General features: G+C 55.4%; 22 protein-coding genes, 2 tRNA genes and 1 pseudogene. 12 read left to right on the forward strand and 13 right to left on the reverse strand.

Annotated features, from left to right (window positions below; all coding sequences use genetic code 11):
• Positions 1 to 40: 40 nt before the first annotated feature.
• A tRNA-Lys gene (locus HK20_RS07755) sits at positions 41 to 116 on the forward strand.
• Positions 117 to 913: 797 nt separating this feature from the next.
• Here the strand turns inward: HK20_RS07755 and HK20_RS07760 are convergent.
• From HK20_RS07760 to HK20_RS07810, 11 genes are all read right to left on the reverse strand, one after another.
• Positions 914 to 1,474 carry a recombinase family protein gene (locus tag HK20_RS07760; protein WP_025826829.1) on the reverse strand — a complete coding sequence of 187 codons (561 nt, stop codon included), beginning with the start codon at positions 1,472 to 1,474 and terminating at the stop codon, positions 914 to 916.
• A gap of 241 nt (positions 1,475 to 1,715) precedes the next feature.
• A complete protein-coding gene (locus tag HK20_RS07765; protein WP_086646518.1) occupies positions 1,716 to 2,021 on the reverse strand; it encodes a helix-turn-helix domain-containing protein in 306 nt (101 codons plus the stop codon).
• Positions 2,018 to 2,398: a type II toxin-antitoxin system RelE/ParE family toxin gene (locus HK20_RS07770; protein WP_086646556.1), complete on the reverse strand. Its 381-nt coding sequence runs from the start codon at positions 2,396 to 2,398 to the stop codon at positions 2,018 to 2,020. Before HK20_RS07770 ends, HK20_RS07765 begins: the two co-directional genes overlap by 4 nt.
• Before the next feature lie 118 nt (positions 2,399 to 2,516).
• On the reverse strand, positions 2,517 to 4,457 hold the full coding sequence (locus tag HK20_RS07775; protein WP_086646519.1) for a DUF927 domain-containing protein: 1,941 nt from the start codon (positions 4,455 to 4,457) through the stop codon (positions 2,517 to 2,519).
• The gene (locus tag HK20_RS07780; protein ID WP_086646520.1) at positions 4,414 to 5,475 is read right to left on the reverse strand and encodes a toprim domain-containing protein; all 1,062 of its coding nucleotides are present in this window, start codon (positions 5,473 to 5,475) and stop codon (positions 4,414 to 4,416) included. Before HK20_RS07780 ends, HK20_RS07775 begins: the two co-directional genes overlap by 44 nt.
• Positions 5,462 to 6,136 (reverse strand): hypothetical protein, encoded by a 675-nt coding sequence (locus HK20_RS07785; protein ID WP_086646521.1) that lies wholly within the window; start codon positions 6,134 to 6,136, stop codon positions 5,462 to 5,464. Before HK20_RS07785 ends, HK20_RS07780 begins: the two co-directional genes overlap by 14 nt.
• On the reverse strand, positions 6,133 to 6,396 hold the full coding sequence (locus HK20_RS07790) for a DNA-binding protein (RefSeq protein WP_233129127.1): 264 nt from the start codon (positions 6,394 to 6,396) through the stop codon (positions 6,133 to 6,135). The genes HK20_RS07785 and HK20_RS07790 overlap by 4 nt, the downstream gene beginning before the upstream one ends.
• A 172-nt stretch (positions 6,397 to 6,568) precedes the next feature.
• Positions 6,569 to 7,663 carry a hypothetical protein gene (locus HK20_RS07795; RefSeq protein ID WP_143296471.1) on the reverse strand — a complete coding sequence of 365 codons (1,095 nt, stop codon included), beginning with the start codon at positions 7,661 to 7,663 and terminating at the stop codon, positions 6,569 to 6,571.
• Positions 7,664 to 7,842: 179 nt separating this feature from the next.
• Positions 7,843 to 8,271, reverse strand: a complete 429-nt coding sequence (locus HK20_RS07800; protein ID WP_086646524.1) for a hypothetical protein — start codon at positions 8,269 to 8,271, stop codon at positions 7,843 to 7,845.
• Positions 8,268 to 8,714: a hypothetical protein gene (locus HK20_RS07805; protein WP_086646525.1), complete on the reverse strand. Its 447-nt coding sequence runs from the start codon at positions 8,712 to 8,714 to the stop codon at positions 8,268 to 8,270. Before HK20_RS07805 ends, HK20_RS07800 begins: the two co-directional genes overlap by 4 nt.
• A complete protein-coding gene (locus HK20_RS07810; protein WP_086646557.1) occupies positions 8,711 to 8,956 on the reverse strand; it encodes a hypothetical protein in 246 nt (81 codons plus the stop codon). Before HK20_RS07810 ends, HK20_RS07805 begins: the two co-directional genes overlap by 4 nt.
• Positions 8,957 to 9,140: 184 nt before the next feature.
• Here HK20_RS07810 and HK20_RS07815 point away from each other — a divergent pair, with 184 nt between their 5' ends.
• The 4 genes from HK20_RS07815 to HK20_RS07825 all read left to right on the forward strand — a co-directional run bounded on the left by HK20_RS07815 (position 9,141) and on the right by HK20_RS07825 (position 11,025).
• On the forward strand, positions 9,141 to 9,332 hold the full coding sequence (locus tag HK20_RS07815) for a helix-turn-helix transcriptional regulator (RefSeq protein ID WP_086646558.1): 192 nt from the start codon (positions 9,141 to 9,143) through the stop codon (positions 9,330 to 9,332).
• A 13-nt stretch (positions 9,333 to 9,345) separates the two neighbouring features.
• Positions 9,346 to 9,654 carry a hypothetical protein gene (locus HK20_RS12805; protein WP_143296472.1) on the forward strand — a complete coding sequence of 103 codons (309 nt, stop codon included), beginning with the start codon at positions 9,346 to 9,348 and terminating at the stop codon, positions 9,652 to 9,654.
• 73 nt (positions 9,655 to 9,727) lie between these two features.
• A complete protein-coding gene (locus HK20_RS07820) occupies positions 9,728 to 9,979 on the forward strand; it encodes a multiprotein-bridging factor 1 family protein (RefSeq protein ID WP_369823046.1) in 252 nt (83 codons plus the stop codon).
• Positions 9,976 to 11,025 (forward strand): hypothetical protein, encoded by a 1,050-nt coding sequence (locus HK20_RS07825; protein WP_086646526.1) that lies wholly within the window; start codon positions 9,976 to 9,978, stop codon positions 11,023 to 11,025. Before HK20_RS07820 ends, HK20_RS07825 begins: the two co-directional genes overlap by 4 nt.
• A 54-nt stretch (positions 11,026 to 11,079) precedes the next feature.
• Here the strand turns inward: HK20_RS07825 and HK20_RS07830 are convergent, their stop codons facing one another.
• Together HK20_RS07830 and HK20_RS07835 are read right to left on the reverse strand one after the other, a co-directional pair.
• On the reverse strand, positions 11,080 to 12,414 hold the full coding sequence (locus HK20_RS07830) for a site-specific integrase (protein ID WP_086646527.1): 1,335 nt from the start codon (positions 12,412 to 12,414) through the stop codon (positions 11,080 to 11,082).
• 1,072 nt (positions 12,415 to 13,486) lie between these two features.
• Positions 13,487 to 13,561, reverse strand: a tRNA-Gly gene (locus tag HK20_RS07835).
• A 181-nt stretch (positions 13,562 to 13,742) separates the two neighbouring features.
• Between HK20_RS07835 and HK20_RS07840 the strand changes: the two genes are divergently transcribed.
• From HK20_RS07840 to HK20_RS07870, 7 genes and pseudogenes are all read left to right on the forward strand, one after another.
• Entirely contained in the window at positions 13,743 to 15,794 is a 2,052-nt protein-coding gene (locus HK20_RS07840; RefSeq protein ID WP_086646528.1) for an NAD(+) synthase, read from the forward strand.
• A gap of 58 nt (positions 15,795 to 15,852) precedes the next feature.
• Positions 15,853 to 16,449, forward strand: a complete 597-nt coding sequence (gene hisB, locus HK20_RS07845) for an imidazoleglycerol-phosphate dehydratase HisB (protein WP_086646529.1) — start codon at positions 15,853 to 15,855, stop codon at positions 16,447 to 16,449.
• Between the two features lie 137 nt (positions 16,450 to 16,586).
• Complete coding sequence (gene hisH, locus HK20_RS07850; protein ID WP_086646560.1) at positions 16,587 to 17,243, forward strand: imidazole glycerol phosphate synthase subunit HisH; 657 nt, start codon at positions 16,587 to 16,589, stop codon at positions 17,241 to 17,243.
• Positions 17,243 to 18,582: pseudogene (gene hisA / locus HK20_RS13345) on the forward strand (1-(5-phosphoribosyl)-5-[(5-phosphoribosylamino)methylideneamino]imidazole-4-carboxamide isomerase). Before hisH ends, hisA begins: the two are co-directional and overlap by 1 nt.
• Positions 18,576 to 19,364: an imidazole glycerol phosphate synthase subunit HisF gene (hisF, locus tag HK20_RS07860; RefSeq protein ID WP_086646530.1), complete on the forward strand. Its 789-nt coding sequence runs from the start codon at positions 18,576 to 18,578 to the stop codon at positions 19,362 to 19,364. The pseudogene hisA and the gene hisF overlap by 7 nt, the downstream one beginning before the upstream one ends.
• Entirely contained in the window at positions 19,361 to 19,843 is a 483-nt protein-coding gene (locus HK20_RS07865) for a phosphoribosyl-ATP diphosphatase (RefSeq protein WP_086646531.1), read from the forward strand. Before hisF ends, HK20_RS07865 begins: the two co-directional genes overlap by 4 nt.
• 6 nt (positions 19,844 to 19,849) lie before the next feature.
• Positions 19,850 to 20,224, forward strand: a complete 375-nt coding sequence (locus tag HK20_RS07870; protein ID WP_086646532.1) for a histidine triad nucleotide-binding protein — start codon at positions 19,850 to 19,852, stop codon at positions 20,222 to 20,224.
• The last annotated feature ends 21 nt before the right edge of the window (positions 20,225 to 20,245 follow it).

Consider the following 20,245-nt stretch of genomic DNA (forward strand, 5'->3'; position numbering starts at 1 on the left):
GGGTGGTAAAAGACCCCCACTTCAGCCCAATGGGCTGTAAGGGTGCATAGCTCAGTTGGTAGAGCAGCTGACTCTTAATCAGCGGGTCCAAGGTTCGAGTCCTTGTGCACCCACCAAGCTTTTCCTTAGCTTTTGGTGGTTTTCAGGTTTCAGGCTGGCAGGGTTCTCCTGCCTTCCGGAGTCAATCCGGAGTCATTTGAAACCGCGTTTTCTGAGCTGGCATGGGGCAGGGTTCTTTCCCGCCACAGATTTTCTCTCTCAAAAACCTGACAGCCTTGGCCCTCCGGCTACCTGTGTGTCTTTTTGTTTCAATTTCGCGGATGCAAAAATTTGCCCATGGCGCGGTCCGGGTGCTCATGGCCGCTAGAGATTGGATACCCCCATCCCCATGACAGTCACCAGCGTTTGAAAACTTGATTTTTTTCAAACAGCCGAAAAAATCCGTGCGTGAGCCTGATGCGGTTGCGGTGCCCAAGGGCATCCCGACTTTCCGATAGCCCCAGGCCTATGAGCCAAGGTTGAGATATGCGCTTTACGCATGACCTTGGCCGCGTCACACCTTCCCGTTCTTACCACCCCTACCCAAAAAAAGGTGTATCAGGTGTAACAGGTGTATCACTCTGGATAAGTGACTGATTTACTTATCTAAAAGTGATACACCTTTTTTGTTCTGGCTGTTACACCTGCCGAAAATAGGTGTATCACTTTGAAAGCATGAATGGCTGTTTTCTGCCATTTATAGGGATATTGCCGCTCTAAATGGCTGGTTTTCCCTGCTTTTTTCCCCTTAAAATACACATTTTTCGTTATGCTTTTGATGCATGGCTCGGCCTGTTTTAGCTCTGAAATACTCAAAAATCGGAAAAGAAACCCGCGCGCTGCCCGCGCACACCACGCACGCCATGCCCACGGCTCACGCAGGCTCGGCTGCATCCTTGCAGCGATAAACAGAGGCCCGGCTTATACCAAGACGGCTGGCAATCTCGGTGGCGCTCATACCCTGCTCCATAAGTGCCTGCACTTCGGTGGCCTGATTGCGGGCTGTAGGCTTTCGTCCTTTATAACGTCCGTCCGCTTTAGCCTTGGCTATGCCTTCCATCTGGCGTTCTCGGCGGAGGTTTGTCTCAAACTCGGCAAACACACCCAGCATATCCAGAAAGGCTTTGCCTGCTGCTGTGCTGGTGTCCACGGGCTGTTCTGTGCAGCGCAAGGCTGCACCCTTTGCCTTGAGTTCCATCATAATGGTTTGAAGGTCAGCAATAGACCGGGCCAGCCGGTCTATGCGTGTGACGACCAGCACATCGCCCCGCTGGAGGAAGGCAAGCAGGGTTTGCAGTTCTTTCCTGCCACTGGTGCTCGACCCTGAAACTTTTTCGGAGCGAATGACCGTGCACCCGGCTGCGGTAAGGGTCTGCTCCTGAATGGTCAGGTCTTGGTCAGTCGTGCTGACTCGCGCATATCCGTAAATGGTCATTCCGCGTCTCATTTGTCTCAATAGGGTTTAGACTTTCTCTTTTATCTGTCTCAAAATTAAAAATAAACCCATTTGAGACGCAGAAAACCGCCAATCCGCTGTCTCATAAATTTGTCTCTATGGGGTATGCCCTAATGAAACAATCTAAGCCATGTACCAGACGCATAGCGACACGAAACACCCCAGATACAGAAAAGGCCAGCACTGCGCTGGCCTCTGGCTGGAGTAATGAAGGTGTTAGTCAGGCAGCTTTGCGGAAAGTGATCTGTGCCTGCAATCCTGCTCTTGCGGCCATACTCAGAAGACTATCCAGAGAGAACCTGTCAAACTTCCGGCGCATCAGATCGGAAACACGAGGCTGGGTGACGCCAAAGGCATCCGCTGCCTGCACCTGTGTCATTTTGTTATCTTTCACAAAGCGTTCAAGGGCCGCCATAACTTCGGAACGAAGCTTCATCTGTTCAGCTTCTTCCCGTGTATCGCAGATTGCATCCCACACGCTATCGAAGGTCTGGGAAGCAGTGAACTCCTCTGTTTTCTTGGTCATTTCTGCTTCTCCTTTTTCTGCTTTGGCTTATTACTGCTCGCCCGCAATTCACGATAAAGCGCGCTAAGCCGTTTTGACGCCAGATCAATGTCTTTCTTAGGTGTTGTCTGTGACTTCTTCTGAAAGCAATGAAGAACGTAAACTTTGCTTCCTAGGCTAGCGACGTAAAGAGAGCGGTAAATACCATCCTCATCACTAACACGAATTTCCTTCACACCCGGACCGACAATAGCCATTGGCTTCCAGTCAGAGGGGGCATCCCCTTCCTGCACCAGCGCCAGTTCATACCCCATCTCTCGCATGACCTCCGGGGGAAACTCCCGCAAATCAGACAACGCTGTTCCTAAGAACTCGATGGGTTTACGTTCCGACGTCATAGGAACGATATACACCTACTTATATATTCTTCAAGGCAACAGAAGGGCAACAAGACACAAATAACCGCAATGTCATGCATTATGAGCGGAGGGCAGTCGCTTACCCTCCGGCCATAGCTCACTCATTGCCGCTAGAGAGTGCCAGAATGTTTCCGGCCACCACATAAAGCCGAATATTGCCAGCTTGCCCCGGTGGGCGGACAGATTGCGAGAATTTGCCCTCTTTATCCGGTATCAGCACACCACGCTCGGCCAGCACCTTGGTAGCATCCCGCAGGTTCAGGCCCGCCAGAGCTTCCCGCATCCCCGAGGACGTCAGCATATAACCCCAGCCCCATTGTCCCTCTTGCGTTTTGGCCCAGCGTCTCCAGCCTGCTTGGTTCTGTGTGCGGTATCTCTCTGGTGGTGGCTTGCCCTCATCCCATGACTGGGGGAGTTCTTCTGCCGTTCTGTCCACCCAATCCTGAAAGCGGGACGCACCATTGCGGGCAATGAAGTCGCGGAGCTGCTGCACGGCCTGTTCATCTTCCCTCCGGCCGGAGGTGCCACGCGCCCGTAACCAGTCACCAAAGCAGAGACCGACCAGAGCGTCTGCCGTATCGGCATCCCAGCCGGTCAGGCCAAAGGTGGTTGCCAGTTCGCCGCCCACAGCAATCATGGCAAAGCGCCGGGCAACGGAACGGACCTGTCCGGAGGCGCGGGGCCAGTTTTGCAGGTATCCTGTTGCTATGGCTTCCAGACGCTCCAGCAGGCGTTCGCGTAGCGGGCGTATGCCTTCCTCCGCCATGAGGGCGGTCAGACGTTCCAGAAAGGCCCGAAAGGCTGCGCCGTAAAACTGCCCGCAGGCATTGCCCAGATGGTCGGCAAACTCTCCAGCATTATCCAGATGGTGCGTGTTCTCAAACAGGCCCATACCGGCTCCTGCATCGGCTGGCACGTCACAGTAGCGCACCTCCATGCCTGCTTTGGTGGCCCGGCCTGCCTCGGAGTTTACATCGGAAAGTGTTTTTTCGCCCGTTGACAGGAATAGCACCCGCCAGCGCGCAACTGCCCGCGCAGAGCCGGTGCGGCTGGCACGGACCTTGCCTTGTCCGTTGCTCAACATGTAGGCCACATCGCCAATTTCTCGTGGGTCTAGCTGGCCTATTTCGTCCAGCGGTAGCAGGGCGTCACAACTTGCCAGCGCAACGCTTTCCAGTCCGTTGGAGGTAGAGCGCCAAGAACGGGCATAGCCTTTGGCCCCGGCATCTGACGTGCCACCGCATACGCTGGAGGCAACCAGCAATGCTGTGGACTTACCGGCCCGGCTGGCACCAAAGAGCGATATACCACCACCATCCAGTCCCAGCAGGCCGAGCAATGGTGCAGCGAATGAACTCGATACAGCCAGGACAAGGCGACTGTTGCCCCGGCACAGCAAACCTATGTGCTGCTGCCATTCTTCCACCGTGCCAGACATGCCAAACAGATCCGTTTCTGGCTCGGCTGTTTGCAGCACTACCCGTTCGTCCATGTTGCCGTAGGTGGCATCTGGCAGCACATAGGCTCGGCCAGATGGCAGTGTATGCCAGCCAATACGCCCGACCGACTGCGCCCGCTCTGGTGTGGAAATGCTGCTTAGCCAGTCCGCAAAGGCGGCCTTGGCTGCGGGGCTGGATGAGAGCGTAAGGCCGCCGTCTGCAAGCTGGCTCCGCAGTTCGCCACAATCGCCACTGAACAGGCTACGCGGAAAGGCTTGCTCATGCTGCTGTCCGTCCCGGTCAATCCAGCCCAGCAGGATGCCCCAACCTTTGCCATCTGGCCCGCGTGTTTCGGCTATGGCTTCAATAGGGCCGGACAGTTTCATATCCGCTTTGGTGCTGTCCGCTGCTTTTCGGAACAGGCCATGAGCGTCACAGAAAAAGCGCCCGTCCTCTGTTTCTGTCCGTCTAGCGGAGGGCTTGCTCTTGGTGTCTTTATCCTTACCGCTTTTCAGTTTGATAACCTTGGCACCCGACAAAGCTGCCCGCACACCTTCACGACCTGTTCCGGTCTGTGTCTGGTTCGTTTCGGAGGACATCGTTCCAGTCTCCATGTTCGATTTCTGGCACGGCGAGCCGAACCGTGCGGCCCTGCTGTGCAAATTGGTGAAGGGCAGCTTTCAGCGCCTTACGCGCAGCCGGATTTCCGGCATCGTTATCAGCCGCCACAATAATTTCGGTAATGGTGTCAGGCAGTTTGACGGCAGCCATGTTGCTTAGGCTGACAGAGGCCAGAACACGGTATTCCGGGCAGGCAATGGCACAACTCAGGGCTGTTTCTATGCCCTCCGCCAGAATGGTCACATCACCATCCGGAGCCATGCCAAGGGCTGCACCAGAGGCACCACGCCATAGGCGGATGCACCCACCTGCAAAACTGCCCAGCACCTTTTTAGCGTTTGCCAGTTCAGCTTTGCCCCATGCGCCGGAGGGTGCCTGTGCCAGCCATGTGCGGTGCACCGCAACCATCTTACCCGTTGGTCCACAGATAGCGCCCAGCATGGCAGGCAACGGGCGCTGCACCTCCGCACACCACACGGCGGGGTGGAATCGCAACGCACCCGGCGCACGGCCAAGCAGGCGCAGGTCTATGCCACGGCCTTGCAGGTAGTGTTCGACTGGAGAGCCAGCAATGCCGGGCGCTGCGTCCTGCCACAGCCGCCGGGCCTTGGCCCTGCGCTGCTGTGCTTCCTTGTCCAGTTCAGGACTATTCAGTTTTTCTTGAACCGGAGGGCGTTGGACGGGGGCATGTGGCGCGTTGTTCGCCAGCCCCAGCCATGTGTTGGCCCATGCCATTGCGTCTTTGCGGTTATGGCTGAACAGGCAGGCGGCCACAAGATCCAGAGCATCGCCACGCTCCCCACTGGAGAAGTCACACCACAGCCCCCGCCGTGCGCCTGTCAGACGCACAGCAAGGCTTTGCCCCGGCTCTCCAGCTAAAGACCCTACGCGCCATTCCGCTCCGTCCTTTTTGCCATGCGGCAGCAGTTCAGGTGCAAGGCGCGTAATGTGGTCCGCCAGAAGCCGGGCCAGTTCGGAGGCGTTAGGCCGCCTCATGTTGCACCTCTGGTGGATAGTCTTTTAGGGCAGGCATGGGGGCAATGGCTCCACCACGCATCCAAGTCTGCATATCTGCTTCAAAGCGGGACTCTGCTGCCTTTCGTGCGCGGGTATATTCAGGCATTTCCTCAATAGAAAAGGCAAAGCCAGTAGCGTGTCCTGCCAGAATTGCGCGTGTTGCTTTATCCCGAGCCGCCGCGTCCTTGATGATGTTCTCCCACCCAATAGCAGTGAGCCACTTTCTGGCTTCTATGGCGCGGTCGTCGTTTTCAAGACCCATCCAGAACCAGCGGAGGGCAGGTGCCAGTGGAATGAAGCGTTCTTTTGCCCCCTCCGTTTGGCTGCCTTCACACAACTCCTCAAAGCTTTGGTTGGCGATGGTCACTTTGCTTAGGTGCAACCATGCGTGCATAAGGCCATGAATGACGCCCTCCGAAGGTGGGGGCGAGAAGAAACGGCTATTCTCCGTCACAAGGTAGGTTACGTCAGGCCGCATCAGTGTGTTGTGCTGGTGCCAGTCAATTTTCCAGAAGAAATAAAGAAGGCTGAGCAGCAGGCCCGGTTTGCCTTCTGCGGTATCCCCGTTCCACAGCACGGTAGAGGTATCTTCAAAATCTGTGCCTTGGAGAGTGTCGTCCAGATCATAGGCGTCAGTCATGCCACACCCCCAAAGCGCGTGGTGGCGTCAGCCGTGGAACGAGCAGAGCGGTTGGCTACCCATACGCGGAGGGCTTCCACGCTGTAACCAATCCGGCGCTTTGTGAGTTGCACGAAAACCGGGCCAGAGCCGTCCAGCCGTTTGCTCTGCAAGGTGCGTGGAGCAAGGCCAATCATTGCGGCGGCTTTAGCCTCTGACACCACCAGCGGCGTTATGGCTTCCTTATGGTGGTGTGCAGGAAAGTGAGCAACAGTGCCCATCTGTCTTGCCTTGTCATTCTGAATTGGTGCCATTGTAGGCATTACGAAAAACTCCCCGTTTCATAGGCACCTTGCGGCATGTGTGGGCTGCTTGGTGCATGAAGGGATGGAAGCAAAAACCCAAATCGGAGGGGAATAGTCGGCAAATAGGAGGAATGCAGTTCGCCTCCTATTATTTGCCAACCCTTTGTTTTGTATTGCCTCTTCCACGCAGAGGAATATCCTGAGCTTTTGCGTGGCATTTAATTTGGGGCATTAGCTCGGTTCTCAAATAGTTCGCGGTTAATTTGGGCTTATATTTTTGGAGGAAGGTCAGCCGTTCCTTCATATCCAATAATTCCTCACCATTTTCCGCTCGTCTTTTGTCCTCACAAACAGCCAGTTCCACAAGCTTATTATCAGATGCTTGCAGAGCAGGCCTCTTGGTTTGTTCCGCAGTAGGTTTCTGCGGAGCAGATATTGGAGGTAGTGTAGCTTCTGGACGCCACTCTAATAGATCGGCCTGCTTACGGATGGCTAATGGTGAAAGAATACGAAACTCCACCCAACTGCCTTCAATATCGCGGATTGTGGACGCATCCATATCTATTGTTGGTTGATGCCAGACACCGGGTTCAATGGGGTTTTGGTCATAGACTGTAACTGCTCGTAGCAAGCCTTCTTTTAGGAGAGAAAAGACCTCCTGCTGTAATGCCTTAGTGACTTGGCGCAAATTGTTGCGGTGTGCTTTGTCACCACCGGCAACTACGTGGCGGAAAGTCACATAGCGTTTAACCAGATTAGGAGTGCCAAATGCTGACATGGCACAGCTAAACGGCAAACCCATTCTGCTGGCAGTGCGTATATCGAAGAAAGACAGCTTATCTATCGATAAGCGATTTTCCGAAAATTTTAACCTGCCTGAGTGACCAAAAAGCGAAATATCCATAACAGAAAATGGGTTGTCCGCAGCCTTTTTACGCCCACAAGCCTCTAGGTCACCATAGCAAAGCAGTTCACGAACGTAGCTGCACATTGCAGCATAAGTGATACAAAAATCGTGAAAAATATAAACCTTATCAGCGGGTTCCCTGTCTTTGGTTTTCGGCCACCAATATTCAGGGTTAAGCACCCACGCCTGAGGAACGTCATTTACGTAACAAGCGTATGCTTTGTGAGAAAGGTCTTTGTCCAACTCAGACAGTCGGGCGTCATAGCGTCCAAATACAGTCACAGAAGATGAGAGATGAATACCGTTTCGTAGCCTGTCTGCTACGAAGGGAGACACAATAGACCTCACTACAACCGCCCCACGCCGGTTACCCCCATGAGTATAGGAAGGGAGCGCGGCGGGCCTGTCATGGGGGGCAGGCGTTCGGCGGCCAAACCTAGCCGCGCTTGGCTCCACGATGGGGAACAAAACGGGAATTGGCAATAGGGAACCAGTGGAGGGCTGTTGCATGGCTATCATGCTGCCACCCCCAGCAGGTCACGGCAGAGCGACCACGCAAGGTATTCCGGAGCGCCGGGGCTGACTGTGCCGTTGCGGTTAAGGGGCATGGCGGTAAGGGCCAACCGGGCTTTGGCCTGTAGCCCAGACAACGTATGGGCTTGCAGGCTCCCGGCCTCATCCCATTTATCGGACAGGGCATCTGCTAGAGCGAGTTCCTGAGCTTCCACATGCGGCGGTATGTCAACTGTATGGCTCCATGCCTCGGATAGCTGGCAAAAGGCTGCATCGGCCTCCAGCCCGGCCTGAACCACCCGCAGCAATTCCGCATCATCTGGCGTGGCAGAGGCGGCCAGAGCGGGGGCAGCACTACCGGCAAGGGCCAGAACCCCGGCCAGTGCTGTGCGGCGGGATAGGCCGGTTTGTGTGGGGTGCGGCTTGCTCATGCTGCCAGCCCTCCGGCCAGATCATCCAGCAGGCTCAGGACCAGCCGGATTTCCTCACATTCTATGCCTAGGTCAAAGTCTGCAAAGGCAGTGGGGAGGATTGCCCGCAGGATGGCTGCCTTGCCCTGCTGGCCTGCCGTGGTGCGGGCTGGGGTGTTGGCAAGCTGGCTTAGAATATCCACTTCCTGCCCGTACAGCTTGGCTAGATCCGCCTCAAACCGTTTTTGCGCTGGCGAGCCGTAGGGCAATTCCGGGTCTGTATCCATTGCCCGAATGCGGCCATGCACCCGCCAGAACGCGGCACAGAGGGCCAGAGCGGCGCTATCCTCATTTGTGGTAGTAGCACAGGCCATAACGGGCATGGCGGCCACTGTGGCAGCTAATACGGAGGCAAGAGCACCACGGCGGGACAGGCCCGTGGGGGCAGTCTGAATCTGGTTCATTCTGCCATCTCCGGGCTGGGGAGCAGGCAGGCCATGTAAAGCTTGGCGGGTTTGCGTTGGGGCTGCGTGTGGTGTGCCTGTTGGCCGGAGGGGGCTTGCAGGTGTTCGGGGTGCAGAGCGCCAGACAGAGCCAGCACACAAAGGCCAGCCGCGCCAATGGCGGCCAGAGCATCGCCATGCAGGCGAGCAAGGGTAAGCACTGCCAAGCATTTGCCGGGCATGGTATAGGCGTGGTTAGCCATTACCGTCTCCTGATACGAGCGGTTGTGGTTAGGCCGGTCAGGGTGTTCCAGCACCTTTGATCGGCTGTTTTGATTGGCAAAATGCCAAACCTCAATTATTCTGATTTACGTCGAGAAAAACGTCAATCAAAAAGATAGAGGTTTCGTGGAGATTACTGCTGCTCAATGTCGTGGCGCGCGAGCAATGCTTGGCATCAGCCAAACAGAACTCGCCCAGCAAGCAAGCGTATCGCGGCAAACAGTCGTGGATTTTGAACGCGGAGCCCGCACACCATACACAAACAATCTGACAGCCATCCGCTCCGCACTAGAGGCCGCCGGGGTCGAGTTCATCCCCGAAAACGGCGGAGGGGCTGGAGTGAGGTTGAAACCGTAAATATTGGAGAAAAATGATGACAGGATGCCCGGGAGCGAAGCAGGCGACCAAAGCTAATCATGTTGATAAAGGTCGGAAATATTGCATGTGGTTGGATGAAAAGCCTGACAATGCTATTCCTGTTGAAATTATAACTTGGAAAAACCATGGCGTTCCATGTGAGGCACCAAGTCAAATGAAAGGGATGAACAAAAACGGGAATGATTATACAATTTCTGTTCGTATTCTTTCAAACGACTCTATTGTTACTATTAAGAATGACCCCAATGATGAAGGTGCCGTATTTTATGGCTCTCTGAGAGCTACGTTCCACGAAAGCTAATCAATCAAGGGAAAATCTAGGAAACTATCAAAAGCGAGATTTCCCGCTTTTGATAGTTTCCGTCACGCCTCAGATGAGGGGTCGGATTTTGTTAGCTGTTCAATGTAAAATGGCCCGTGCAGCTATTGGCTGGGGAGTGCGAGACCTTGCTAAAGAAGCAGGTGTTTCGCCTGATACCATTGCCCGCCTTGAACGAGGCGAAGAACTCAAAGCCACCACAATAGAAGCCATCCGCTCTGGACTAGAAGCCGCCGGGGTCGAGTTCATCTCTGAACATGGCGGAGGGGTAGGTGTTCGTTTAATACAAAGGAAGAAATTAAAATGAAAAGTTTTTTTAGCAATATTATTGGCCGCTTTGCAATTGGCTTGATTGTGATTTTCACTCTTATAGAGATACTTTACCATCCCGAAAAAGGACATGTAGATCATGTTTTATTATATGATATAATTATAGCATCTGTTTCAACTGTAGCATTTTTATTCCCGTACAAAGTATTTTTTAATATTATAATTATATACTTCAGAAATCACTTTAATACAAAAAATGCAACTCTGGAATTAAAAACAATAGAAACATTAAATGAAATAGATAAAATAAAAAAAGAAATAAAAAACATCCGAAAATCAGAAGATATAAATGAAATAAATCGTAAAATTCAGGAAATAACGAGTAGATGTGATCTTTTGAAGTATGAAAACAGGAAAAGAGACATTGAAAATAAGTTAGAAATAGAACTAAAATATGAAATAAAAAAGAACACATATAAAATAGTAGAGGAAAAATTCAGAAAGCAGTTGGAGGGGAAGACAAAAATATCAATAATAAAAGAGAATAAATCTTTAATAATAGATGGTATTTTTAAAACTATAAAATTCATGCAAGCAACAGCAATGAGAAATATTTTAATTGGATTATTTTTTTCTATTTTTGGATTAATTTTTATAATTGTATCAATAAGTAACCCTGATATTTTTGCAATAAACTATGTAACGTCGCATGATAATTTGAATATTGTAAGATATATTCAAAGATCATCTATTGTTCTATGTAGTGAAATTATAGCTTTTTTCTTTTTCAAAGGGTATCGGTCGTCATTAAATGAAATAAAATATTTTCAAAATGAAATAACAAATGTAACGATTATGTTTTCAGCTTTGGAAGTGGCAGTTTTTTCAAATGATTTGAATTTAATAAATAGTATTTGTGAAAAAATATCTAATGTTGAAAGGAATTTCATCCTTAAGAAAGGAGAAACAACTATTTCTCTGAAAGGTCAAGAGATTGATAACAAGGGAGACGAAAGAATATTTAAATTTGTGGAAAATTTATTTGATAAATTCCAAATGAAACAAAAAAATGAACGACAATAAGAAATGAAAGATACCTAATAGGTATCTAATCCGATTCTCCGTTAGGTGCCGTTTTTAACGTGTCAGCATCACTAGATTTCCTGCCGTGGGTTTGTCTCCTATTCCTGAAACCACACTCAGCATATGCTCGGCCCACGCATCCAGTGCCGCGGCCCGCTCTGTCAGGAACTCATGGCGCTGGTAAACGGCTGCAACGCCTTTAATGGTGCCCTCCGTGTGGTTCAGAACTCTATCGGCCACATGGGGGCCAATCCCTAGCCGGGCCATTACCGTCACGCCCGTGCGGCGGAGGTCATGTAATCGCCACCCCACCGTAGCTTGCAGGGTGGAGGGGCTTTTTTCCCGCTTTTTTTGCCCACTGGTGGCCTGCTCGGCTCGTTCGCGCATAATCAGGGCTTCCAGCCGCGCCACGGCAGCCGAGAAGCCGGAAATGGGCGTTCTGCCTGTGCAGGTAAACACCAAGGGCGATATGGTTCCGGTTTTTGGATCTGTCTGCCGGTGTAGCCCTGCCAGCACATGCCGGGCCGGTTCGGACAGGTGGACAATATGGGCTTTGCCGTTCTTGGCCCGCTCGGCCGGAATGGTCCAGGTTGAAAGGTCGGGGGCTATCTCGCTCCATTGCATCCCCGCCACCTCATTCCTGCGCTGGAGGGTCAGCACCAGCAGGCGAAAGAATGGGCCAAACGGGTAAGGCAGCAGGCCAGAAGCCCGCCAGAACTCCCCCAGCTCCGCATCGGACAATACCCGGTCGCGGGAGACTTCGCGGCCTTCCACAATCGCGGCAGAGAACGGGTTGTCTGGCACCAACCCGCGTTTGACCGCCCAGCCATACATGGCCCGGCCATAGGCATGGAGTCGGCGGGCTGTGGTCGGATGGTCCTCGGCTATTTCATCCAACCGGGCCTGCACCTCCGCTTGCGTAATGGCGTGGGCTGCACGGTCAAGCAGGTGGGGCAGGGCATAGCGTATGCGCTGTGGGGCATCGCGCCGGTAGCTGGCCGCCCGGTCACGCAATGCCCCGGCAAGCCAGCGGTCTATCAGCACATCCAGCGTTAAGGCATTGGCGGCAGCTTGTGCGGCCTGCTCGGCCACCTGCGCCTGATACTCCTGCACCTGAGCCTTTTTATCGCCAGCAGGGTCTCCGCCCGCCATAACGCGGCCCCGTGCCGCCTCGGCCAATTTGCGGGCCTGTGCCAGCGTTAAGGCTCCATACTGCCCCAGCACCAGCCGTTTGGGCTTACCGGCAAAACGGTAGTTGAACAGGAAAGTCTTGGTGCCGGTGGCGTTTACCCGCACGGCAAAGCCTTTCACCTCGCTATCGGTAAACATCACGTCCCGCTTATCCGGCGGGCAGGTGAGGGCGTCTATTCCCGATTTTGTCAGCTTCATGCGGCCCCTCCGGTGCATCTGTCACACCTGCTACACCTCACGGAATGGAGAGGTGTAGCAGTCTGAGAGCCAAAAAACCCAATAAAATCAATATAATATATATGAGTGTTACACCTGATACACCTATTACACCGCATTTGGTGTAACCCGGCCCGAATTTTTGGCACCTGTCCCCCTCCTGCACTCGCTGATGCCGTTTTCCGGAGTCAATCCGGAGTCATTTGAAAAGGTAATCCGTGCGGCTCGTTGCGTCACCCTGCATCATCGCTTTTTATAGACCCGCCAAAAACAGCCGTTTTTTCGTCTCCTTGCGGTTCCCTGCGTCTTAACGGTATCTCGGGGTCTGTGTCTCTTAATCAGCGGGTCCAAGGTTCGAGTCCTTGTGCACCCACCAAATTTTCCTAAATTTTGGTGGTTCAGATGTCAGGCTGGAAAAATAGTCCAGCCTGCCGGAGTCTATTCGGAATCATTTGAAACCATTTTTTCAAGCTGACCCGGCGCAAGCTTTATTCCGTTGCCGGCGTGTTCTCAGCACCAAGGCTGGGCTTTTTCCTCTCTTTTCCAAAAATCTGTCTGTTTTTGTGATTCTATGACCCAAAGGCCATCCGTGCGTTGAGCATATGATGTGCCACCAGGCTCAGCCTTGGTTATGTGTTTGCTGCATTGTGCGGAAGAGTGGAGGTGGGTTCTTATCAAGGAAGAACTCCTGCCTGAGGTCACGCGCCCTCCGTATGGCCATGTTTTTTATTACGGCGAACTAGGCAGGAAAAAAGCCGTGCAAAATGAAAGGGCAAACTGGCTGGACTACGGTAAACACCGTTCTTTTAGGGCGGCCCATGCACAGCCATAACGTGTATGGAGAAGGCACTATGCGTGGCTACTTCAGGCAATCTAGGGGGATTGGCTGAATGACTGCACAAGAAGTGCTCATCGTAGATAAAGGCAATGCGATCAGATGCACGCAACACGGTGGATGATTGCAGTATTTATGAATATCATAAGGGAGGTAAACAATGCGGCAGGATGAACATTTTTGCTATTCATCCAAGCTCCTGATTTTCTTAGGAAAATCTGGAGCGGGCGATGGGATTCGAACCCACGACCCCAACCTTGGCAAGGTTGTGCTCTACCCCTGAGCTACGCCCGCATTGGATGGCCTCCTTTTATGGGGGAGCGCTCAATTGTGCAAGAGGGAAAATGCAAAAAAGGTGCTTTTTTTGCATGCAACTGCACGCATCTGTCATGGAGCAGCGCTTTGCCAGCCCTTGGCGGTCGGTTTGCCTGCCTGCTAGACAGGACAGTGCTCCTCGCAGCAAGGAAGGAAAGCCGTGACCACGTCCTTATTCCGATCTCTGTACCATCAGGGATTTGTGCGCGTGGCGGCCTGCACGGCGCCCGTCACCCTTGCAGACCCGTACGCCAACAGGGACCAGATTCTGGCCACGGCCCGCACCTGCGCCCAGCAGGGTGCAGGCTTGTGCGTTTTCCCAGAACTCGGGCTGAGCGGCTATTCCATCGAGGACCTGCTCCAGCACAGCACGCTCCAGCGTGGGGTGGAAAACGCACTGGTGGAGCTGGCGCAGGCAACGGTGGATCTGCTGCCCGTGCTGGTGGTTGGGGCTCCTCTGGCCCACAGGAACAGCCTGTATAATTGCGCTGTGGTGCTGCACCGGGGCCGTATTCTTGGCGTGGTGCCTAAAAGTTACCTGCCCAATTACCGCGAGTTCTACGAAAAACGGCACTTTGCTCCGGGTGCTGCCGTGCTGGGGCAGAGTATGCGCCTCGGTGGGCAGGATGTTCCCTTTGGTGTGGACCTGCTGTTTACCGCCCAGGATGTGCCGGGTTTTTGCCTTGGCGTGGAAATCTGTGAGGATATGTGGGTCCCCAATCCGCCCTCCACAGCGCAGGCCATGGCCGGGGCCACCGTGCTGGCCAACCTGTCTGCAAGCGATATTACCGTGGGCAAGGCCCGTACCCGCAGTTTGCTCTGCCTCTCCCAGTCTGCGCGGTGTGTGGCGGCCTACCTGTATGCCGCGGCGGGCGAGGGCGAATCCACCACGGATCTGGCGTGGGATGGCCAGACCGCCATTTTTGAAAATGGTGTGCTGCTGGCCGAAAGTGAGCGTTTTCCCACAGGCGCACAGGCCGTTGTAGCGGATATTGACCTTACATTGCTCCGCCATGAGCGCGCACAGGTTGGCTCCTTTGCCGACTGCGCCGCCATGGCTGGCCCGCCCCAAGCCCTCTGGCGTTCCATAGGGTTTACGCTGGCTCCCCCGGTCTCAGACCTGGGTCTGCTGCGCCCGCTCTCGCGTTTTCCCTTTGTGCCAGCGGACCCGACGCGGCTGGAGCAGGATTGTTTTGAAGCCTTTACCATTCAGGTTTCGGCTCTCAAGCAGCGGCTTAAAAGCTGCCGGGCTGCGGGCATGGTTATTGGTGTATCTGGCGGGTTGGATTCCACCCATGCTCTGCTGGTGGCGGTACGCACGGCGGACGAACTGGGTTGGCACCGCACGGCCATACGGGGCTACACCATGCCCGGCTTTGGCACCACGGAGCAGACACTGGCCAGCGCGCATGCCTTGATGGAGCATCTGGGCATTACGCAGGCAACGTTGGACATCCGGCCTGCCGCAACCCTTATGCTCCAGACGATGGACCACCCCTTTGCCAGAGGGGAGCCTGTGCATGACATTACGTTTGAAAATGTGCAGGCCGGGCTGCGCACGGATTTTCTGTTCCGTCTGGCCAACCAGCACAACGGTATTGTTATTGGCACGGGTGATCTGTCGGAGCTGGCGCTGGGGTGGTGTACCTACGGCGTGGGGGACCAGATGGCGCATTACAACGTGAATGCTGGCCTGCCCAAAACCCTTATCCAGCACCTTATCCGCTGGTGCATTGCCTCGGGGCATTTCCCGGCGGATGTCTGCGCCGTGCTGCGTACCGTGCTGGCAACCGAGATTTCCCCCGAACTGATCCCCGCAACGGCGGGTGCCAGCCAGAGCACGGAAGACACAATCGGGCCATATGCCCTGCATGACTTCACGCTTTATTACGTGCTGCGCCACGGTTTTGGTCCCGCGCGCATTGCCTTTATGGCCGAACAGGTCTGGCGTGATGCCGGGCAAGGCGCCTGGCCGCCGGGCTTTATGTCGCATGACCACAAAAGCTACGGCCTGCCGGTTATTCGTAAATGGCTGAAGGTTTTTATGTTCCGGTTTTTTACCACCAGCCAGTTCAAGCGCTCGGCCATGCCCAATGGCCCCAAGGTCATGGCGGGGGGGAGCCTCTCCCCCCGTGGGGACTGGCGCGCCCCATCCGATGGCAACGCAACCCTGTGGCTGAAGGAGCTGGAAGAACATGTGCCCGAAGCCTGAAATACCGCCCAGTCGGTGGAATGGCATTGTGCCCGGTCTTGGGCTATAAGCTGGGACCATGACAACATCGCGCCACGCCACAGTTCACCGCGTTACCAGCGAAACCGATATTGCCATTGCCCTGACTCTGGACGGGACTGGCAAGGCTCGGGTTGAAACCGGTATCGGCTTTTTTGACCACATGCTGACCGCCCTGGCCAAGCATGGCCTGTTTGATCTGGATATAACGGTCAAGGGTGACCTGCATATAGATGGCCACCATACGGTGGAGGATACGGGCATTGCCCTGGGGCAGGCCATGCGGCAGGCACTGGGCGACAAGCGCGGCGTGCGCCGGTTTGGCTCAGCCCTTGTACCGCTGGACGAAGCGTTGTGTGAGGCAGTGGTCGATCTTTCTGGCCGTCCGTTCCTGACGTTTGAAGCCACCTTTGACCGGGACCGCATTGGCGAACTGGATACGGAACTGGTGGAAGAGTTTTTTCGGGCGTTTGCCATGTCCGCCATGCTCACCCTGCACCTGAACCAGCGGGCCGGTAAAAACTGCCACCATATTGCCGAGGCAGCGTTCAAGGCTCTTGCCCGCGCACTCCGTATGGCAGTAGAGCCGGACCCGCGCGCCCTTGGGGCCATTCCGTCGACCAAAGGCGTCCTGTAAACCAACCGGCGGCGGGTGTGATTCCGCCATGTTCTGGCCAGAGCATGGTCCCGCCCCAACAGACAACCAGCCGTGTTTTTTGCCCCGGTGCGGGGGAGTGGCACGGTTTTCCGCACGATCAGAACCAGGAGGGTTTTATGGCCCAGCCTCTCTCCATTGCTGTTGTCGATTACGAAGGGGGCAATCTGGCCTCTGCCGCCCGGGCTGCCCAGCGTGCTGCCGAGCTTTCCGGTCTTAACGCCTCAGTGATCATTACCAACGAACCGGGCGAGGTCCGGCGCGCGGACCGTATTATCCTGCCCGGTCAGGGCGCATTTGCGGACTGCGCGCAGGGGCTGGAGGCCATTGCGGGTTTAAAGGACGCCATTTTGCAGGCTGTGGCAAAAGGCACGCCGTTTTTGGGAATCTGCGTTGGCATGCAGCTTATGGCCGAACGCGGGCTTGAGCATGGTGTAACCGAAGGTTTTGGCTGGATCGCGGGGGAAATCGCCCCCATGGAAGCCCCCGGTCTGCGCCTGCCGCAAATGGGCTGGAATGAGCTGGAACTCCACCAGTCCCACCCGCTGACCCAAGGGCTGGGCCCAGCCCCGCACGGCTATTTTGTCCACTCCTATGCCCTGCGCAACACCACGGATGACGTGCTGCTGGCCAGTGCGGATTACGGCGGCAGAGTGCCAGCCATTGTCTGCCGCAATAACGTGGCAGGCACACAGTTTCACGTGGAAAAAAGCCAGACTGTGGGGCTGAAGATTCTTGCGAACTTTTTAGCATGGCAACCGGAAGCGACGTTCTGATGTCCCGCGTAACCCGCGTCCAGCGCATTCTGTCGCTGGAGGAAGATGACCTTCAGGCTTTGTGCGAGTCCGTGGATGCCGCCATTCTGGATGGCGGCGGGTTTGGCTGGTTGCAGCCACAGGGCCGGCAGGTGCTTGAGCGTTACTTCCGCGGTCTGCTGCTGGTGCCCGAGCGCATGCTGTTCGCCATCCGGCTGGATGGGGTTATTGTTGGCGGGGCCCAGCTTATTCGCGCCCCCCGCAATAACGAATTACAGGCCATGTGCATTACCCTTGCCCACCTGTTTGTTGCACCGTACGCGCGCAGGCAGGGGCTGGGGGCCGCCTTGTTGCAGGAGGTGGAAAACGCCGCACGCAACATGGGCTTCCGGGTGCTGAATGTGGATGTGTTGCAGACACAGACCGCAGCCATTGCTCTATTTGAAAAGACCGGGTTCCACATATGGGGCAAACACCCGTTTTATGCCCGGGTGGGGGATGAGCTTGTATCGGGGCTGTTCCTTACCAAATGCCTCGATGATACCCTGCCTTTACAGTCCACCAAGACCCGTAACGAACAAGAAGCCAGCCACACGCCATGACCACATCCACGCCCTCCCGCCCGCTGACCCTTTACCCCGCCATTGACCTGAAAGATGGCGCGTGTGTGCGCCTGCGGCGTGGGGAAATGGACGACGCAACCGTTTATTCCGACAACCCCGGCGCACAGGCCACCGCATGGCAGGATGCAGGGTTTGAATGGCTGCATGTGGTGGACCTGAACGGCGCATTTGCCGGGGCATCGGCCAATACACAGGCTGTACGCTCCATTCTGGACGCCGCCCATGTGCCGGTCCAGCTTGGCGGTGGCCTGCGGGACATGGCCGCCATTGCCGCATGGCTGGAGGCGGGGATTACCCGCGTTATTCTGGGTTCGGTCGCGGTCAAGAACCCCGCTCTGGTGCGCGAGGCCTGCCGTGCCTTCCCCGGCCGTATTGTGGCCGGGATTGACGCGCGCTCCGGTCTGGTGGCGACCGAGGGCTGGGCAGAAGTGTCGGACATGCAGGCAACCGACCTTGCCCTGCGGATGCAGGATGCAGGGGTTGGCGCAATCATCTTTACCGAAATCAGCCGGGACGGCATGCTCGAAGGGCTGGATATTGAGCAGACCGTAGCGCTGGCCAACACCGTATCCATTCCCGTTATTGCCAGCGGGGGTGTGGGCAGCCTTGACCACCTTGCAGCCCTGCGCGTGGCGGCCAACACCACACCGGGCATAGAAGGTGTTATTGTTGGCCGCGCGCTGTATGATGGCCGCGTATCACCCTCACAAGCCCTGCGAGTGCTGAGCGGATGCTGAAGCTACGCGTTATTCCCTGTCTGGACGTAAAAAATGGCCGGGTGGTCAAGGGCGTCAACTTTGTTGCCCTGCGTGATGCGGGCGACCCGGTTGAGCAGGCCGCGGTGTACGATGCTGCCGGGGCCGATGAACTGACTTTTCTGGACATTACCGCCAGCCACGAAAACCGGGATACCATTCTGGACGTGGTGAGCCGCACCGCAGAAAAAATCTTCCTGCCCCTGACCGTGGGCGGAGGGGTGCGCACCACGGATGACATGCGCCGCCTGCTGCTGGCCGGGGCAGACAAATGCGCCATGAACTCCGCCGCCGTGACCCGCCCCGAACTGATTAGCGAGGCCGCGCGCAAGTTTGGCAGCCAGTGTGTTGTGGTTGCGGTGGATGCCCGCCAGACCGCACCGGGCACGTGGGAGGTCTTTACCCATGGTGGCCGCACCCCAACGGGCATTAACGCCATAGACTGGTGCAAACAGGCTGCCGAGCGCGGCGCGGGTGAAATCCTGCTGACATCCATGGACCGTGATGGCACGGGCAGCGGGTTTGATCTGGACCTGCTGCGCGCGGCAACACAGGCTGTGCGCCTGCCTATTGTGGCCTCTGGTGGTGTTGGCACGCTCGACCATTTTGTGGAAGGTGCCCGGGCCGGGGCAACAGGGTTGCTGGCCGCCAGTGTTTTCCATTTTGGGCAGTTTACCGTCTCTCAGGTCAAACAGGCTTTGACCCAGGCCGGACTGCCGGTTCGCCCTTCCCCCGCTCCTTTTCAGGTCAGTCAGACGTCATGATCAAAAAAGCTCCGTCAAAAGCCACTGCCAAAGCCGAGACAAAAACCGTCAAGGCTAAAAAAACCAAGGTGGCAGAAACTCAGGAACTCCCCCCTCTGTCCGATGGGGCAGATGCTTCCGTGCTCAACCGGCTGTATGACGTTGTGCAAAGCCGCAAGAACGCGGACCCCGCAGTAAGCCATTCGGCCCGCCTGCTCTCACGCGGTACCTACAAGATCGCGCAGAAGTTTGGTGAGGAAGCGGTGGAATGCCTGATCGAAGCCGTGGCAGGCCGCACCAGTCTGCTGGTGGGGGAAAGTGCCGATGTGCTGTACCACCTGATTGTCATGTGGGTGAATGCAGGCATTACGCCAGATGAGGTCTGGGCCGAACTGGCCCGGCGTGAAGGCACAAGCGGCATTGCCGAAAAAGCCTCCCGCCCCAAAGTATCCCTGCCCCCATCCGGTGCAACCGCATCAGATGCAACAAAACAGGACTGACCGACTATGGCTGTGACCGGCAAAGGCCCTTACGACCAGCAGAACATTTTTGCGAAAATCCTGCGTGGTGAAATCCCGTGCAAACCCGTTTTTGAAAACGACTGGGTGCTGGCCTTTGAGGACATTGCCCCCAAAGCCCCCGTGCATGTGCTGATTATTCCCAAAAAGCCGTATGTTTCCTTCATGGATTTCAGCAAGACCGCTCCGGCGGAAGAAATTGCCGGGGTCATGCGCGCTGCCGGGCAGATTGCCCATACTCTGGGGCTGGAAGAAAACGGCTACCGGCTGATTACCAACGCAGGCACCAATTCGGGGCAGGAAGTCCCGCATTTTCATCTGCACCTCATGGGGGGTGGCCCGCTTCCGGCGTTCCCACAATAACTCGGCTTAACGCCCCCTTTT

The organism is Acetobacter sp. DsW_54 (assembly GCF_002153575.1).
Classification (GTDB): domain Bacteria; phylum Pseudomonadota; class Alphaproteobacteria; order Acetobacterales; family Acetobacteraceae; genus Acetobacter; species Acetobacter fabarum.

Bases quoted from the DNA above. Each gene is read 5' to 3' on its own strand.
- HK20_RS07800 (WP_086646524.1), bottom strand. From the start codon at position 8,271: ATGAGCAAGCCGCACCCCACACAAACCGGCCTATCCCGCCGCACAGCA.
- HK20_RS07805 (WP_086646525.1), bottom strand. From the start codon at position 8,714: ATGAACCAGATTCAGACTGCCCCCACGGGCCTGTCCCGCCGTGGTGCT.
- hisB (WP_086646529.1), top strand. From the start codon at position 15,853: ATGACAACATCGCGCCACGCCACAGTTCACCGCGTTACCAGCGAAACC.
- HK20_RS12805 (WP_143296472.1), top strand. From the start codon at position 9,346: ATGATGACAGGATGCCCGGGAGCGAAGCAGGCGACCAAAGCTAATCAT.
- HK20_RS07765 (WP_086646518.1), bottom strand. From the start codon at position 2,021: ATGACCAAGAAAACAGAGGAGTTCACTGCTTCCCAGACCTTCGATAGC.
- HK20_RS07775 (WP_086646519.1), bottom strand. From the start codon at position 4,457: ATGTCCTCCGAAACGAACCAGACACAGACCGGAACAGGTCGTGAAGGT.
- HK20_RS07830 (WP_086646527.1), bottom strand. From the start codon at position 12,414: ATGAAGCTGACAAAATCGGGAATAGACGCCCTCACCTGCCCGCCGGAT.
- HK20_RS07760 (WP_025826829.1), bottom strand. From the start codon at position 1,474: ATGACCATTTACGGATATGCGCGAGTCAGCACGACTGACCAAGACCTG.
- hisH (WP_086646560.1), top strand. From the start codon at position 16,587: ATGGCCCAGCCTCTCTCCATTGCTGTTGTCGATTACGAAGGGGGCAAT.
- HK20_RS07810 (WP_086646557.1), bottom strand. From the start codon at position 8,956: ATGGCTAACCACGCCTATACCATGCCCGGCAAATGCTTGGCAGTGCTT.
- hisF (WP_086646530.1), top strand. From the start codon at position 18,576: ATGCTGAAGCTACGCGTTATTCCCTGTCTGGACGTAAAAAATGGCCGG.
- HK20_RS07815 (WP_086646558.1), top strand. From the start codon at position 9,141: ATGCTTGGCATCAGCCAAACAGAACTCGCCCAGCAAGCAAGCGTATCG.
- HK20_RS07820 (WP_369823046.1), top strand. From the start codon at position 9,728: ATGAGGGGTCGGATTTTGTTAGCTGTTCAATGTAAAATGGCCCGTGCA.
- HK20_RS07785 (WP_086646521.1), bottom strand. From the start codon at position 6,136: ATGACTGACGCCTATGATCTGGACGACACTCTCCAAGGCACAGATTTT.
- HK20_RS07770 (WP_086646556.1), bottom strand. From the start codon at position 2,398: ATGACGTCGGAACGTAAACCCATCGAGTTCTTAGGAACAGCGTTGTCT.
- HK20_RS07790 (WP_233129127.1), bottom strand. From the start codon at position 6,396: ATGGGCACTGTTGCTCACTTTCCTGCACACCACCATAAGGAAGCCATA.
- HK20_RS07825 (WP_086646526.1), top strand. From the start codon at position 9,976: ATGAAAAGTTTTTTTAGCAATATTATTGGCCGCTTTGCAATTGGCTTG.
- HK20_RS07870 (WP_086646532.1), top strand. From the start codon at position 19,850: ATGGCTGTGACCGGCAAAGGCCCTTACGACCAGCAGAACATTTTTGCG.
- HK20_RS07865 (WP_086646531.1), top strand. From the start codon at position 19,361: ATGATCAAAAAAGCTCCGTCAAAAGCCACTGCCAAAGCCGAGACAAAA.
- HK20_RS07780 (WP_086646520.1), bottom strand. From the start codon at position 5,475: ATGAGGCGGCCTAACGCCTCCGAACTGGCCCGGCTTCTGGCGGACCAC.